The organism is Hyalangium ruber, from assembly GCF_034259325.1.
GTDB classification, from domain to species: domain Bacteria; phylum Myxococcota; class Myxococcia; order Myxococcales; family Myxococcaceae; genus Hyalangium_A; species Hyalangium_A rubrum.
In genome coordinates this window covers 687,304-702,989 of record NZ_JAXIVS010000003.1, presented here as the reverse complement: position 1 = coordinate 702,989, position 15,686 = coordinate 687,304, and the positions used below count along the sequence as shown (strand labels likewise).

Annotated in this window: 8 protein-coding genes; 3 read left to right on the top strand and 5 right to left on the bottom strand. The window is 69.2% G+C overall.

The window, feature by feature from the left end:
• The first annotated feature begins 76 nt into the window (after positions 1-76).
• Positions 77-1,078 carry a peptidylprolyl isomerase gene (locus SYV04_RS11800; RefSeq protein ID WP_321545797.1) on the top strand — a complete coding sequence of 334 codons (1,002 nt, stop codon included), beginning with the start codon at positions 77-79 and terminating at the stop codon, positions 1,076-1,078.
• A gap of 145 nt (positions 1,079-1,223) precedes the next feature.
• Positions 1,224-5,783, top strand: coding sequence for a myxosortase-dependent M36 family metallopeptidase (locus SYV04_RS11795; RefSeq protein ID WP_321545796.1), 4,560 nt, complete (start codon positions 1,224-1,226; stop codon positions 5,781-5,783).
• A 68-nt stretch (positions 5,784-5,851) separates the two neighbouring features.
• Here the strand turns inward: SYV04_RS11795 and mfd are convergent, their stop codons facing one another.
• Complete coding sequence (gene mfd, locus SYV04_RS11790) at positions 5,852-9,436, bottom strand: transcription-repair coupling factor (protein ID WP_321545795.1); 3,585 nt, start codon at positions 9,434-9,436, stop codon at positions 5,852-5,854.
• Between the two features lie 281 nt (positions 9,437-9,717).
• Here mfd and SYV04_RS11785 point away from each other — a divergent pair, with 281 nt between their 5' ends.
• Positions 9,718-11,193: a PAS domain-containing sensor histidine kinase gene (locus tag SYV04_RS11785; RefSeq protein ID WP_321545794.1), complete on the top strand. Its 1,476-nt coding sequence runs from the start codon at positions 9,718-9,720 to the stop codon at positions 11,191-11,193.
• Positions 11,194-11,204: 11 nt separating this feature from the next.
• Here the strand turns inward: SYV04_RS11785 and SYV04_RS11780 are convergent, their stop codons facing one another.
• From SYV04_RS11780 to SYV04_RS11765, 4 genes are all read right to left on the bottom strand, one after another.
• Positions 11,205-13,187, bottom strand: coding sequence for a protein kinase domain-containing protein (locus SYV04_RS11780; protein WP_321545793.1), 1,983 nt, complete (start codon positions 13,185-13,187; stop codon positions 11,205-11,207).
• Positions 13,188-13,313: 126 nt separating this feature from the next.
• Positions 13,314-14,906, bottom strand: a complete 1,593-nt coding sequence (locus SYV04_RS11775) for an adenylate/guanylate cyclase domain-containing protein (protein WP_321545792.1) — start codon at positions 14,904-14,906, stop codon at positions 13,314-13,316.
• Positions 14,907-14,968: 62 nt separating this feature from the next.
• Positions 14,969-15,247, bottom strand: coding sequence for a hypothetical protein (locus tag SYV04_RS11770; RefSeq protein ID WP_321545791.1), 279 nt, complete (start codon positions 15,245-15,247; stop codon positions 14,969-14,971).
• A gap of 66 nt (positions 15,248-15,313) precedes the next feature.
• On the bottom strand, positions 15,314-15,634 hold the full coding sequence (locus SYV04_RS11765) for a c-type cytochrome (protein WP_321545790.1): 321 nt from the start codon (positions 15,632-15,634) through the stop codon (positions 15,314-15,316).
• Positions 15,635-15,686: the final 52 nt, after the last annotated feature.

Below are 15,686 nucleotides of genomic sequence, written 5' to 3'. Positions count from 1 at the left end.
GCCTCCCACCGGGCAGGCGGGCCACGTACGCCTTGCCGGTTCCGGTGGGAGGGTGCTAGCGAGTCGCCTCGCCCCTATGCGCCTCTCCCGTCTCCTGTCCTTCTCCGCGCTCTCGTTCCTCCTGCTGTCCGGCTGCGACAAGAAGGAGGGCTCCTCGTCCGCCACGTCCACCGCTCCCAAGCAGGGCACACCGGTGGTGACGTGGCAGGGCGGCTCCATCACCCTCGAGGAGCTGCAGGGCCACGTGGCGCAGATGAACCCGGCGGCGCGCGCCCGCGTCGAGACTCCGGAGAAGCGCCGTGAGTACGCCGAGGGCCTGGGGCGCTTCGAGCTCTTCGCCGCCGAGGCCCGCCGCCGTGGCCTGGAGAGCGACCCCGAGGTGCAGGAGGCGATGAAGCGCGCCATGGTGCAGCGGCTGCTCTTCAAGGAGTTCGACGAGAAGGCCGCCGCCGTCACCAACGAGGACATCGCCGCCTATTACGAGTCACACAAGGCCGAGTTCGTTCAGCCGGCGCGCTCGCGCTACTCGCACCTGCTGGTGCCCGCTCCCAAGGGCAGCGCCGACCGCGCCGCGAAGAAGAAGCAGGCCCAGGCGCTCCTGGAGAAGGTGCGCGCGCTCCAGCCGCTGGACTTCGATGGCTTCGACGCCCTCATCTCCGAGGCCTCTGGCGACCCCGCCGCCAAGCCCGCCGACGCCGACACCCACCTCGTCACGGCGGACGACCTGAAGACCCGGCTGGGCGCCGAGGTCGCCACCGCCGCCGGCCAGCTCAAGAAGGTGGGCGACCTCTCGCCCCTCGTGGAGTCCGACAAGGGCTTCCACCTGCTCAAGCTCACGGACCTGCGCCCCGAGAAGAACCAATCCCTGGAAGCCGTGACTTCCATGCTGCGCGCCCGCATCACCCGCGAGCGCCGCGACGTGGCGGTGGCGAAGTTCACCGAGGAGCTCCAGGAGCGCGCCAGCTTCCGCACCGACGAGGCGGCCCTGCAGAAGTTGCAGGTGGATCCAAAGGCCCCGCAGGCGCCTTCGTCCGGCCCCGTGCCGGGCTACCTGCCGGCGCCTACGCCTATACGGTAGGCCATTCTACACTGTGTCTCTTTTCTGACACATTAGACATTGCTTACAGTGACCCAGCCTTGGCGTGTACGCGCCAGGACACGGAGCGCCCCAGGGGACGTATCGGGCACGTGGGCGCTCTGTCCTTTCCTACAAGGGGTCTACTGTGAAGCGATGGTTATCGGCCATCTCCGGCCTTTTGCTAGCGGCATCGGGGCCGTCAGCAAGCGCGAAGGACCTCCCGAACATCGATACATCCTTCGATGGTGAGGGAGCGCCTCGGGCGGAGTCCCGCCTGCAGCTGCAGTCGAAGGTCAAGGGCGCGCGTATCTCGGGTTTCGAGGCGCGCACGGGCACGCCCACCTTCATCTGGGGCAACACCTCCCAGGTGGATGACCGGCTGAAGTCGGCGCTGCAGCGCATGTCGCCGGAGCAGGCGGCGCGCGTTCACATGGGCCTGCTCGCCAAGCTCTACAAGCTGTCGCCGCAGGTGGCCTCCGCGCTCAAGGCGGAGGTTCGGGACATGGGCCGTGGCGCCACCCTCGTCACCTTCCACCAGGACGTGGATGGGGTCGAGGTGTTCCGCCAGCAGGTCCGGTTGCTGCTGAACGAGCGCCGTGAGGTCGTCGCCATCTCCGGCCGCCTCGCCCCGCACGCCAGCTCCACGTCCGGCAGCCCCAAGCTGGCCTTCCGGCTGGATGCGCCGGCCGCCATCGCCAAGGCCTTCGCGGACCTCAACGGCGAGCAGCTCGACCCGGCCAGCCTCGTACTCTTCGGGAAGCCCAAGGGCGCGTACACCTCCTTCGAGCTCGCCCCGGCCGCTGTCTCCCGCCACGCGGCGCGGATGGTGACGCCGGCGCGCGCCAAGCGCGTCTTCTTCCCGCTGGCCGACCAGCTGGTTCCCGCCTGGTACCTGGAGCTCAACACCGGCGCCGCGGGCCGCACCGACTCGGACTACTACTCCTACGTCATCTCCGCGAAGGACGGGCAGCTGCTGTTCCGCAACAACCTGACCGTCTCCGACGCCTATTCCTACCGCGTGTGGGCGCACCCCGAGGACAAGATCCCCTACGACGGTCCGCAGGGGCTCGCCGGCACGCCGCACCCCACGGGCACGCCGAACGGCTACCAGGCCCCCTTCGTTGCCCCCGAGCTCATCACCCTGGAGAACACGCCCTTCAGCGCGGATGACCCCTGGCTGCCGGCGGGCGCCACCGAGACGGTGGGCAACAACATCGACGCGTACGCGGACATCTCCGGCGCCGACGGCAAGGACGCCGAGGACTTCCGCGCCGACGTCACCGCGCCGGGCGCCTTCGATCGCGTCTATGACGTGACGCTCGAGCCCGACGCCTCCCTCGACCAGCAGAAGGCGGCGGTGACGCAGCTGTTCTACGTCACCAACTTCCTGCACGACTGGTTCTACGACTACGGCTTCGACGAGGCGGCCGGCAACGCGCAGGCCGACAACTACGGTCGCGGCGGTGTCGCGGGCGACAGCCTGAAGGCCGAGGCCCAGGACTTCAGCGGCCTCAACAACGCCAACATGTCCACGCCGGCCGACGGTGGCCGGCCGCGCATGCAGATGTACCTGTTCACTCCCAACGTGGAGATCTCCCTCAAAGTGCTCTCGCCGGCGAGCATCGCGCGTGCGTACAGCACGAACACGGCGGCCTTCGGGCCCCTGTCGTTCGAGGTCACCGGCCAGATGGTCCTCGTGCAGGACGCGGGTGGTGGCTCCCTGACGGACGGCTGCGAGGTGCCCTTCGCCAACGCGGCGGCCGTCTCCGGAAAGATCGCCGTCATCGACCGTGGCACCTGCGGCTTCGCCATCAAGACGAAGAACGCGCAGGACGCGGGCGCCGCGGCCGTCATCATCGTCAACAACGCGGCGGGCGCTCCCCCGGGCATGGGCGGCAGCGACCCCTCCATCACCATCCCCACGCTCTCGCTGAGCCTGGCGGACGGCAACCTCATCAAGCCCGAGCTGCCCAACGGCGTGACGGTGCGCATGTTCGCCGGGGAGCCGGATGTGTACCGCGATGGCTCGCTGGACAACGCCGTCGTGGCGCACGAGTGGGGCCACTACATCTCCAACCGCCTCATCGGCAACGCCAGCGGCCTGGGCAACAACCAGGGCCGCTCGATGGGCGAGGGCTGGGCGGACTTCCACGCGCTGCTGATGGAGGTTCGCGCGGAGGACAAGGGCGAGCCCGGCAACAACACCTGGCAGGGCGCCTACGCCACGGGCGGCTACGCCTCCAGCGGCGGCGGCAACGACGGCTACTTGTACGCGCTGCGTCGCTTCCCGTACTCCACGGACTTCGCCAAGAACCCGCTCACCTTCAAGCACATCGAGAACGGCGTGGCGCTGCCGACCACGGCGCCCATCAGCCCGGACTCCGGTGGCGTCAACTCCGAGGTTCACAACTCCGGTGAGGTGTGGGCCTCGATGCTCTGGGAGTGCTACGCGTCGCTGCTCAACACGCACGCCTTCGCGGAAGCGCAGGAGCGCATGAAGACCTACGTGGTGCGGGGCTACCTGCTCACCCCGTCCTCGCCCACGTTCCTCGAGGCGCGTGACGCGTTCCTGGCGGGCGTCTACGCGCTCGACAAGGCGGACTTCCGGAAGTGTCACGCGGCCTTTGCTCGCCGTGGCGCGGGTCTGCGCGCCAAGGCGCCGGCGCGCGGCTCCACCAGCCACGCGGGTGTGGTGGAGAGCTTCTCCACCGGCAAGGACGTGGACCTGACGTCCGCGGAGCTGACCGAGAACTCCAACGCCTGTGACGCGGACATGGTGCTGGACAACAAGGAGGCGGGCGTGGTGCTCGTGGAGCTGACCAACACGGGTACCGAGCGGCTGACCCAGTCCACCGCGCACGTCTCCGCGGCGGCGGGCACGGGCCTCACCTTCGCCAACGGCGGGCGCGTCAACTTCCCGGCCCTGGAGCCCTTCGAGTCGGCCATTGGAGAGATTGCCGTCACGTTGGATGGCGCGACGGGCATCGAGCTGGTCGACATCAAGGTGACCTATGGTGACGAGGGGCAGTCCATCCCCGGCACTCGGGACTACGAGTTCAAGCTGCGCGTCAACAGCGATGATGCGCTGGCCACCTCCGCGTCGGATGACGTGGAGAGCCGCGCCAGCCACAGCGCGGCGGTGTGGACGGCCAGCCACGACATGGAGCTGGGCGACTACCAGGACTGGGAGCGCCATGAGGAGGCGGCGGATGTCCACTACCACCACGGCGCCGACGCGCCGCTGGCCGCGGACAGCTACCTCGTCTCGCCGGGGCTCGAGGTGGGCTCCACCGGGGACTTCCGCTTCACCTTCAAGCACCGCTACACCTTCGAGGGCACCGCCGCCGCCTGGTTCGACGGTGGTGTCATTGAAATCTCCACGGATGGCGGCCTGACGTGGACGGACATCGGCGCCTCCATCGCGAGCGGCCAGGGCTACGTGGGTGAAATCGAGACGGGCGGCGACAACCCCATCGAGGGTCGGATGGCCTACTCCGGCACCAGCTCGGGCTACCCGAACTGGCTGGACGTCAACGTCAACCTGGGGACGGCCTACCAGGGGCAGACCGTGAAGCTTCGCTTCCGCATCGGCACGGACCTGGGTGTGGGCGCGAACGGCTGGGACATCGACAACCTGGTGTTCACCGGCATCACCAACACGCCGTTCCCGACGCTCGTGCCGGAGCAGGACACGTGCGAGGGCAACACCCCGCCGGTGGCCAACGCGGGCGCGGACCAGACGGTGCTCGCGGGCGCCGCGGTGGCGCTGAGCGGCTCGGCCACGGACGCGGACAACGACACGCTGAGCTACTCCTGGGCGCAGACCGGGGGCACGCCGGTGGTGGCGCTGGAAGACTCCGCCACCCGGACGCCGACGTTCACCGCTCCGGCGGTGACCGCCAGCACGGTGCTCACGTTCACGATGACGGTGAACGACGGTGGCAGCTTCGTGACCGACTCGGTGAACGTCACCGTGCGTCCGCCCAACGTGGCGCCAATGGCCAACGCGGGCGAGGACCGGACGGTCGACGAGGGCACGGCCGTGGCGCTGGATGCTCGCGGCTCGTCGGATGCTGACGGCGACACGCTCACCTACGCGTGGGAGCAGACGGCGGGCACGGCGGTGACGCTGAGCGACGCCACCACCGCTCAGCCGGGCTTCACCGCTCCGAGCGTGGAGGCCGACGCGGTGTTCACCTTCGAGGTGACGGTGAGCGACGGGACGCTGTCCGCCAAGGACACGGTGAGCATCACCGTGCGCAACGTGACCGAGAGCCAGAACCGCGCGCCGACGGCCAGCGCGGGCGCGGACCGCTCGGTGAACGAGGGCGCCACGGTGACGCTGAGCGGCGCTGGCACGGACGCGGATGGGGACGCGCTGACCTACGCGTGGACCCAGACGGCGGGCCCGAGCGTGACGCTGATGGGGGCCAACACGGCCTCGGCCAGCTTCACGGCGCCGGACGTGGACAGCAACACGGTGCTCACGTTCTCGCTGAAGGTGACCGACGCCCAGGGCGCCAGCGGTGAGGACACGGTGTCCATCGCCGTGCAGCCGCGCAACGACAACGGCGGCGGTGGGGGTGACGAGGAGGACGGCGGCGGCTGCGGCTGCTCGTCGAACAGCTCCGCCGCCAGCTCGCTGATGCCGCTGCTGATGATCGGCATGGCGCTGCTGAGCCGTCGTCGTCGCTGGCTGAAGTAGGAAGCGAGCGTGGGAAAGAGCTGAAGCGCCGCGCCCCAGGGGACTCACTCCCTGGGGCGCGAGCGTTTCTAGGCCTGGGGCAGCGCGCAGGTGTTCAGATCGCGCAGCACCTTCTTGGCCTCCAGGATGAGGGCATGGCCCTGGGTGCCTTCGGGGACCTTGGCGATGAGCTTCATGTCCGGGGTGAGGCGGTAGACGCCCTTGGAGCGCTGCACGAGCATGGCCACCTTGGGCCCGTCCAGCAGCGCGTCGGCGCCCAGCGTCACCACCAGCCGCCCGGTGCCCGACTCCAGGGCGCGCAGCCGCAAGTCCCGCATGTCGATCTTCAGCAGCGTCGTCTCCGAGAGGTTGTCCACCTCGTCGGGCGCCTCGCCGAAGCGGTCCACCAGCTCGGCGCGCAGGTCCGTCACCTCGTCCGGGTGGCTGGCCTGGCTGAAGCGCTTGTAGAAGACGAGCCGCTGATGCACGTCCGGCACGTAGTCGTCGGGGATGAGCGCCGGCATGGGCAGGGTGATTTCGGGTTCGATCTGCTGTCGAGGCGGCTGGCCCTGCAGCTCCGCCACGGCCTCCTCGAGCAGCTGCGCGTACATGTCGAAGCCAATCTCGGCGATGGCGCCCGACTGCTTCTCGCCCAGCAGGTTGCCCGCGCCGCGGATCTCCAGGTCATGGCTGGCGATGGAGAAGCCCGCGCCCAGCTCGGTGAAGTTCTGCAGCACCTCCAGGCGCCGCTGCGCGTCCCGCGTAATCGTCCGGCGCGCCGGCACGAGCAGGTACGCGTACGCGCGCTCCTTGGAGCGGCCCACGCGCCCGCGCAGCTGGTAGAGCTGAGCCAGGCCGAAGGCGTCCGCGCGGTTGATGATCATCGTATTGGCGCTGGAGATGTCGATGCCGCTCTCGATGATGGAGGTACACAGGAGCACCTGGAACTTCTTCTCGGTGAACGCCAGCATCACTTTCTCGAGCTGGCCCTCGCCCATCTGCCCGTGGGCCACGCCGATGGAGACCTGGGGCACCAGCTCGCGCAGCAGCCGCTCCATGGAGGCGATGGACTGCACGCGGTTGTGGACGAAGAACACCTGCCCGCCGCGGCCCACCTCGCGCTCGATGGCCTCCTTGATGACGGGCGGATCGAACTTCATCACGAAGGTGCGGATGGCGCGTCGATCCTGGGGCGGGGTGGCGATGATGCTCATGTCGCGCACGCCGGACATGGACATGTGGAGCGTGCGGGGGATGGGGGTGGCCGTGAGCGTGAGCACGTCCACCTGGGTGCGCAGCTTCTTGAGCTGCTCCTTCTGCTTCACGCCGAAGCGCTGCTCCTCGTCGACGATGAGCAGCCCCAGCTCCTTGAAGGCCACGTCCCCGGCCAGCAGCTTGTGCGTGCCGATGAGGATGTCGACCTTGCCGTCCTGGGAGCGCTTGAGGATCTCCCGCACCTCGGCCGGCTTCTTCAGCCCGGAGATGACCTCCACGGTGACGGGGTAGTCCTTGAAACGCTTCTTGAAGGAGAGGAAGTGCTGCTGGGCCAGCACCGTGGTGGGCACCAGCACCGCCACCTGCTTGCGGTCCAGCGTGGCCTTGAAGGCGGCGCGCATAGCCACCTCCGTCTTGCCGTAGCCGACGTCGCCGCACACCAGCCGGTCCATGGGCAGCGGCTTCTGCATGTCGGAGAGCACGTCCTCGATGGCCTTGGCCTGGTCGGGAGTCTCCTCGAACTCGAAGTCCGCCTCGAACTGGTTGAAGTACCGGTCCGGCGCGGAGAAGGCGTGGCCGGGGTGCGCCTTGCGCGCGGCGGCGATCTGCAGGAGCTCCGCCGCCATCTTGAGCAGCTGCTCCTTGACGCGCTTCTTCGTCTTCTCCCAGCTCGTGGTGCCCAGCTTGTCGAGCTGGACCTTGGTGGGGTCTCCGCCGGTGAACTTCTGGATGAGCCGCATGCGGCTCACCGGCAGGTAGATCTTGTCCCGGCCCGCGTACTCCAGGAGGAGGAAGTCGCCCGGCACACCGTTCACCTGCATCTTCGTCAGGCCCGCGTAGCGGCCGATGCCGAAGTCGGTGTGGACGATGAGGTCGCCTTCCTTCAAGTCCTGGAAGCCGGCCCCGAAGCCCTCCGTGCGCTTGGCGCGGCGCACCCGGCGACGCGCGCGGACCCCGAAGATCTCCTCGTCGGCCAGCACCGCCAGCCCGCCCGAGCCATCCACGAAGCCCTGGCTCACCTCGCCCGTGAAGAGGTGGGCATAGACGGAGGCCTCGTACAGCTTGCCCGGGTCTCCGAGCGGCTCGTCGTAGAGGCGGACCATGATGTTGCGGTCCAGCAGCAGGCGCTTGAGCCGGTCGGCCTGGCTCAGGGTGCCGCAGGCGATGGCGCAGGCGATGCGCATGTCGCGCCAGCGCTGCAGCCGCTCCACCAACGGGCTGAGGGCACCGTCCTCGCCGTGGTGGGCGAGGATGGCCTCGCGCAGGTCCTGCGTGGTGCCGAACGCGAAGAGCACTGGCGGCTGCTCGCTCGGGGTCAGCGCCAGGCCACCGCCCTCCAGCACGAGCGCGGTGGCGAGCTGCGCGTCCGCCTGCTTGAGGGTGAGGAAGTGCTGCTCGGGCGGACAGGCGAGGTCCTGCCGCTCCTCCGCCGCCTGTGCCGAGCGTTCGATCTCCGCCCACAGGTCGCTGGCGGCGCGGTCGATGCCCACCGGATCATCGAAGTAGAAGAGGGGCTCCTTGGCCCACAGGCGCAGGTAGTCGAAGACGGTGCCCAGCCCGCCCTCGAAGAAGCCGGGCAGCAGGCCCTCGAGGCCGAAGCTGGGCAGCCCCTCGCGCAGCGCCTCCAGCCGCTCGCGCAGCTTGATGGTGGGCAGGTTGATGCGGTCGGCCACGGCGCGGGCGGCGGCCTCGGCGCGCGGGCGCGTCTCCTCGGTGAGGATGACCTCGCGCGCTGGCGCCAGGTACACCTCCTTGAGCGAGTCCACGGTGCGCTGGGTGTCGGGGTCGAAGCCGCGGATGGATTCGATGGTGTCCCCGAAGAACTCCAGCCGCACGGGTCGCTCGTACAGGGGGCTGAACACATCGAGGATGCCGCCGCGCACCGAGAAGGTGCCGGGGTCCTCCACCAGGGGGCTGGACTGGTAGCCCATGGACGCGAGCTTGCGAGCCAGCGAGTCGCGATCGAAGTCCTGCCCCACGGTGATGAGCTGGGACAGGGTGCCCACCACCGAGGGCGGTAGCACCTTGCGCAACAGGGCCCGCACGGAGAGCACCAGCGCGGGGAAGCGCGTACCCTGGTTCAGGTGGAACAGGGCGCCCAGCCGCTCGCCGACGGTGCCCGGGTCCGGGGAGAGCTCGTCATAGGGCAGCACCTCGTCGCCGGGCAGGCGCAGCACGCGCGGGTCCAGCGGCGTGCCGGTGCCTCCCAGGAAGAAGGCCAGGTCATGGGCCAGGGCGTCGGCTGCCTCCTCGTCCACCGCCACGCAGACGAGCGGCGCCTTCAGGCCGCGAGCCAGGCGGGCGAGCGCGTGGCCTCGCGCGGCGCTGTGCAGGCCCTGGGTGCGCACGCGGCGCCCGGGCCGGAGCCGCTCCAGCACCTGCGCGAAGGGGTCACCAGTTGGGGGGGGCGCGCCAAGCAGCGCCTCTACACCAGGTCTCTGACTGAAGGGAGTGTCCATCCGTCTCGGGTCGCGAGGCCTCGCGTCATAAAAGCCGGCCCGAGGCGGGTCAATGGAAACACCGGGTACCTGGAAGGTGACGTCCCGCTAAACGTTCGGCTTTCCCTTTATGTCTGCCAGCCACCATCGCCCGCTACCTCGGACGGCAGGGTGGTTTCCGCGAGGTGGGCTGGCGGCGGTACTCTAGAGGGGCAGAGAATGGGGGGCGCGAGCTACGCATGCGATTCTGGGGTGAGAGCGAGCAACCTTCGGCGTCGGACATTCCGCCGTCGGAAGTCTGGGTGAGGCTGAGGGCGATCCGTTCGTCCGAGGGCCGCATCATCGACTTCGATTGCCTGGACTCTTCGCCAGACCTGATGCGACAGGGCGTGCCGGGCCTGCTGCCCACGCGGGGCAAGCGGCTGCTGGACGAGGCGCCCTGGGTGGCCGAGTGCAGCCTCTTCGATGCATGCGCCCGGGTCGCGGAGCGGCAGGTGCCAGAGGTGGAGCGCTTCGGCCGGACGACGCCCGCGGGCATCGCCTGGCTGCTGGCGCGGATGGCGCCTTGCGAGGGCGGGCTCACCCTCTTCCTGGAGGACTTCACCCGGCGCGTCGAGAGTGAGGCGGCGCTGCGGCGGGACAGGGATCTGCTCCATGCCGTCATCCAGAGCACCACGGACGCCGTCTTCGTGAAGGACCTTTCGGGGCGCTACGTGTTGCTCAACCCGGCGGCGGCGAAGGCCTTCGGGCGTCCGGCGCCAGAGGTCATCGGCCGCACGGACGTGGAGTTGCTGGGTGCCGAGGCGGCCGCGGCGACGGTGACGCATGACCAGGCGGTGTGCGAGTCGGGGCAGACGGCCACCTACGAGGACGCGGACGGTGGACCGGGCTTCGGCTGTGTCTGGCAATCCACCAAGGGCGTGCTGCGCCACCCGGATGGCAGGGCCTACGGGCTGTTCGGCATCAGCCGCGACGTCACCGTGCGAAGGCGCCAGGAGGAGGAGCGCGAGCAGGAGGGACGCTTCCGCGAGCGCTTCATCGGGGTGCTGGGGCATGACCTGGGCAACCCGCTGGCGGCCATCCGCCTCTCCGCGGCGGCCATGCTGGCGAAAGACACGCTCACGCCAGATGTCCGCCGCGTCATGCAGCGCATCGACGCCAGCGCCGAGCGGATGGCGCGGCTGGTCAAGCAACTGCTCGACTTCACCCGGGCGCGCATGGCGGGGGGAATCCCGCTGCGCCCGGGGGAGATGGCCTTGGAAGAGGTGTGTCGCCGCATCATCGCCGAGCTGGAGCTGGCCTACCCGAACCGAGACATCCACCTGGAGATACGAGGGGAGAGCAAGGGCTTCTGGGACGAGGAGCGAATGGCGCAGGTGCTCTCAAACCTGGTGGCCAACGCGCTCCAGCACAGCCCCGTGGGCACACCGGTGAGCGTGCGGCTGGAGAGCGTGGACTCCCTGCAGCGGGTGGCGGTGCATAACGTGGGGCAGCCCATCCCCGAGGCGCTGCGCCCGCACCTCTTCGAGCCCTTCCACCACTCCGAGGGGGGGCCTGGGCGTGCGTCCCGGGGCGGGCTGGGGCTGGGGCTCTACATCGTCGCGCAGATCGTCCAGGCGCACGGTGGGCGCATCGAGGTCGACTCCAGCTCGCAGGAGGGCACGAGCTTCGTGCTCCTGTTGCCGCGCTCGGTGCCGGCGCCGGCAGGCACGGTGGAGGATGAACGCTCCCAGCGCCAGCAGGCCTTCGGCCGAGAAGGCACCGCCGCCAGGAGCTGAAGCGGGGTGGGTTAGTCCCGCTTGTCCGGCGCGGCGGCCATGTAGGGCTCCACGCTGACCTTGGGCAGCTCGACGGAGGCCGTGGGCTCCGCGGGGGAGACCGTCACGTCCCGGCGGCGGAGGACGTCGAAGACGCGCATGGGCGCCGCCCTGCTCGGGAGCTGCCGGGACGTCTGCTCCTCGCACTCGAAGGCCGTCTCCATCCGGCCGCGCAGCTCCTCGGAGATGAGGAGCTGGTCCTTGTTGGCCATGGAGGCCAGCCACGCCGCCGTGTTCACCACGTCTCCGAGCACCGTGTAGTCCAGCCGGCCCAGCGCCCGGGCGCCGATGCTGCCCGAGAGCAGCTCTCCCGAGGCCACGCCGATGCAGACGCCGTGGGTATAGGCGGACGACTCTCCGCCGCGGAAGGCCATGGCGCGCAGCTGCTGGCGCGCGGAGATGCACGCATCGAGCGCCCGTCCTACGTGCCCCTGTCCTCGGAACACGGCCATCACCGCGTCTCCGACGAACTTGTCCACCACGCCGCCGCGCGAGAGCAGCTCGGGGACGATGACCTCGAAGTTGGCGTTGAGCCGCCGCAGGGCCGTCTCGGGCTGCTCGTCTCGGGTGATGGGGGTGAAGCCCTTCACGTCGAGGAAGGCCACGGTAGCCTCCACGCGCTCGCCGGCCACGCCCAGCGGCGTGCGCACCGCCGACAGGACGCGCTCGACGATGCCGCCGTGTACGAACATGCGCAGCAGGTCGTTCTCCTCGGTGGAGCGCAGCATCCGCCGCACCTCGCCGGCGTGCTTGAGCGTCTTCTCCAGCGTGGCCTTCAGGTCCTGGAAGTTGAGCGGCTTGACCAGGAAGTCGAAGGCACCGCGGTTCATCGCGGTGCGGATGTTGCTCATGTCGCTGTAGGCCGAGACGATGATGACCTTGACGAGCGGGTGGACCTCGCCGACGCGCCCCAGCAGGGTGAGCCCGTCCATCTTCGGCATGTTGAGGTCCGACAGGACGACGTCCGTGTCGGGGTGCTGGCGCAGCTTCTCCAGCGCCTCCTCTCCATTGGCGGCGAAGATGAACTCGTAGATGGACTCCTGGAGCTGTTTGCGGAAGCGCTGCCGCATCACCAGCTCCATGTCCGGCTCGTCATCCACCACCAGCACCTTCGCGGCCCGGGTGGGGCGGCCGGCGATGACCAGCGCGGAGAAGGCCGCCGCCATCTCGTGGGCGGAGGCGAAGCGCTGGGAGGGCTCGACGGCCAGGGCCCGCGCGAAGAAGGCATCCGCCTCCGCGCCCAGCTCGGGAACCACGCTCGAGGCCAGGACTGGCGTGGCGCCCATGCCCGAGCGCAGCGCCATGAGCGCGTCCGCGGGGAAGGGGAACTGCCCGGTGAGCACCCGGTAGAGCACGACGCCCAGCGACCACAGGTCACTGCGGTGGTCCAGGTTCGACCGCCCCCGGAGCTGCTCGGGGCTCATGTAGCGGGGCGTGCCCACGAAGTCCCCTTCGGGCACGCTGGTGTCCACGTCCAGCAGGGCCAGCCCGAAGTCGAGGACCTTCACCACCTCCTCGCCGTCGATGCGCGCCAGGAAGAGGTTGGCCGGCTTGAGGTCCCGGTGGATGACGCCGGCCAGGTGCGCCGCGTTCAGCGCGCGGGCGATCTGGTTGAGCAGGGGCGCCACCACGGCGGGCATGAGCCGCTGCCGCCGCTCCAGGAGCGCCTCGAGGTCCTCGCCCTCGAGCAGCTCGGTGACGATGTAGGGCACCTCCCCGTCGATGCCGTAGTCGTGGATCTGCAGCACGTGCGGGTTCTGGAGCCGGGCGATCGCCTTGGCCTCCTGGGCGAAGCGCCGCCGGTCCTCGAGCGAGGTGACCCGGTGGGTGTCCATCAGCTTGATGGCCACGCGGCGCTGGAGCTGCTGATCCAACGCCAACCAAATAGCGCCCATGCCGCCACCGGCGATCTTCCGCTCTACCTGGTATCTGCCCCCGATTCGGTGCTCTGACATGCTCCCTGCCCGTGGAGTGGCCACGGCTTTCCAGCCCGGGAGGCAGGCCCCCGTCTTTCAACGTGATTGAATCATTTTCATCATATCCAGATCCCCGCGTGTACGTCACGGGGGAGGATGTGAGTCTTACTCCACGTTCGAGTCGCGCCACTCCACCCGGTAGAGCGACAGGGGTTCTTGCTTGCCCTTGAGGTGGACAGGGCCCTGCTTCGTCATGGGCCAGGTGCGCTCCAGGCAGCGCTGGAAGGTGGCCTCCGAGAGGCGGATCTCCCCCGGCGCGGCGGCGTCGCAGATGCGGCTGGCGATGTTGGTGGCATCGCCGATGGTGGCGTACTGCAGATATTGCTCGGAGCCGATGTTGCCGGCCGCCACCCGGCCCGTGTTGAGGCCCACGTGGATCTGCAACTCCGTCCGGCCCTCCGAGCGCCAGCGCGTGTTGAGGTGGGCCAGGGCGCGCTGCATCTCCACCGCCGCGCGCACCGCCCGGTCCGCGTCCTCGGGCTGGGGGAAGGGGGCGCCCCAGACGGCCATGAGCGCGTCGCCGATGTACTTCTCCAGCGTGCCCTCGTGGCGGAAGACGATGTCGGCCATCACCGGGAAGTACTCGTTGAGCAGGTCCACCACCTGCCGGGGGGGCAGGTTGGAGGACAGCGAGGTGAAGCCGGTGATGTCCGAGAAGAGGATGGTGACCTCCGTCTCGACGATGCCCAGGTGGGCCTGCTTCTCGCTCTGCAGCTTCTTGAGCACCGTGGGCGGGAAGAAGCGCAGGTAGGCGTTCTTCATCACCGCCTCTTCGGCCAGCCGCTGGGAGAGCAGCGAGTTCTCCAAGGCGATGGCCGCCTGGTTGGCGAAGGCGGTGAGGAACTCCAGGTCCTCCTCGGTGAAGCCGTTGGCGCGGGCCTGGTTGTCCACGTACAGCACGCCCAGCACCTCATCCTGGGGCTTGAGCGGCACGCACATGGCCGAGCGGATGGACTGCAGCATGACGGAGTCGGCCCCATCCAGCCGGGGGTCCTCGCGCGCGTCGGCGAAGAGCGCCGCCACGCTGTGCTTGCGCACGTACTCCACCACGTGCTGGCTGTAGAAGGAGCCCGAGGGCACCTCGCCGGTGGACAGCCGTGCCACCCGCGGGCGCAGCTCTCCGCTGGTCCGGTCCGCCAGGAGGATGGCCGCCCGGTCCACCTCGAGGATCTGGAAGACGAGCTGGGCGATGCGCTCCAGCAGGCCGTCGATGGGGCCCGGCGAGGAGAGCATCTGGCTGACCTTGAGCAGCACCCGCAGCTTCTCGGCGGAGCGCACATCGGCTTCGCTCGCCTGCCGCACCTTGAGCGCCGAGGGGCTGTTGGGGGCGCGGCCCTGCTCCAGCAGCTCCTCCATGGAGGAGGGCGAGAAGCGGGTGGTCAGCACCTGGATGTGCGTGGGCTCCATCTCGGCCGGGGAGGACACGAGCTTGAAGTGAACATCTCCGCACTGGAAGGAGTCGCCCTCACGCAGCGCGAAGCGCTCGACGCGCACGCCGTTGACGAGGGTGCCATTCTTGCTGCCCAGGTCGACCAGGACGATGCGGTCCCCGTGGCGCTCGAGCCGCGCGTGCTTGCGCGACAGGCTCATGTGCAGCACACGGATGGAGTTCTCCTCCGTGCGACCGATGGTCGATTGCCCCTCGGGGAGCGGGTGTTCCTTCTCGTCGAGAAGGCCTGGGTTGACGATGAGCCACATCCGCGCCCCATGCTAACAGCGTTCGGCCCGGGGGTGGGGTGCTCCCTTGCCTGCCCAGGGGTTCAGGGCCCGAGCCGGGCGGCGAGGCGCAGCCGCAGCACGTCGTCCAGCCCACCCGGATCCACCAGCTCCAGGGCGGCGTGGGAGCTCAAGCCGCGGTACTCCTCCTCGTCCTCCTCGTCGTCCTTCTTGTCGTCGTCCTTGTCATCCCCCTCGGGCAGGGGGAGCGGGCGGGCCATCCGCGACTCGATGCGGGGCTGGCTCAGGGCGTCAGCGCGCGCGGCGGAGAGCAGGGTGACCAGCGACAGGATGAAGAGCAGGGTAAGGGCGAGGGTCTTCATGGCGGCGGCTCCGGGCGGGCTTCGTAGAGGAGTTACGGCCCGGAGCCAGTGATATTCACGCCGGGCTTACTTCGCTTCCATCCCACGGATGTGCTTCACCAGGGAGTCGATCTGCTCCGGAGTGAGCTTGTCCTTGAAGGGCTTCATCTTCGGGTTCTTCTTGGAGCCTTCGGCGATGTACTCGCGGATCTTCTCGTCCGAGTGGTTCTTGTGCCACGTGGCCGAGGTCATGTCGGGGATCTTCTCCTTCTCCCCCATCTTGGTCTTGGCCGCGCCGTCCTCGCCGTGGCAGGACTTGCACTTGGCCTTCCACACATCGGCGGTGTCCTCGGCATACGCGGTGGCGGCGAGCGAGAGGCTGAGCACCAGGGCAAACCGCATCTTCATGTCACTGACTCCATTGTCCTTCGGGTGAATGTCTTCGCCGGCACGGACGGCC

Excerpts from the sequence above, each read along its gene's own strand:
- SYV04_RS11765 (WP_321545790.1), bottom strand. The coding sequence starts at position 15,634 with ATGAAGATGCGGTTTGCCCTGGTGCTCAGCCTCTCGCTCGCCGCCACC.
- mfd (WP_321545795.1), bottom strand. The coding sequence starts at position 9,436 with ATGGACACTCCCTTCAGTCAGAGACCTGGTGTAGAGGCGCTGCTTGGC.
- SYV04_RS11770 (WP_321545791.1), bottom strand. The coding sequence starts at position 15,247 with ATGAAGACCCTCGCCCTTACCCTGCTCTTCATCCTGTCGCTGGTCACC.
- SYV04_RS11800 (WP_321545797.1), top strand. The coding sequence starts at position 77 with ATGCGCCTCTCCCGTCTCCTGTCCTTCTCCGCGCTCTCGTTCCTCCTG.
- SYV04_RS11775 (WP_321545792.1), bottom strand. The coding sequence starts at position 14,906 with ATGTGGCTCATCGTCAACCCAGGCCTTCTCGACGAGAAGGAACACCCG.
- SYV04_RS11780 (WP_321545793.1), bottom strand. The coding sequence starts at position 13,187 with ATGTCAGAGCACCGAATCGGGGGCAGATACCAGGTAGAGCGGAAGATC.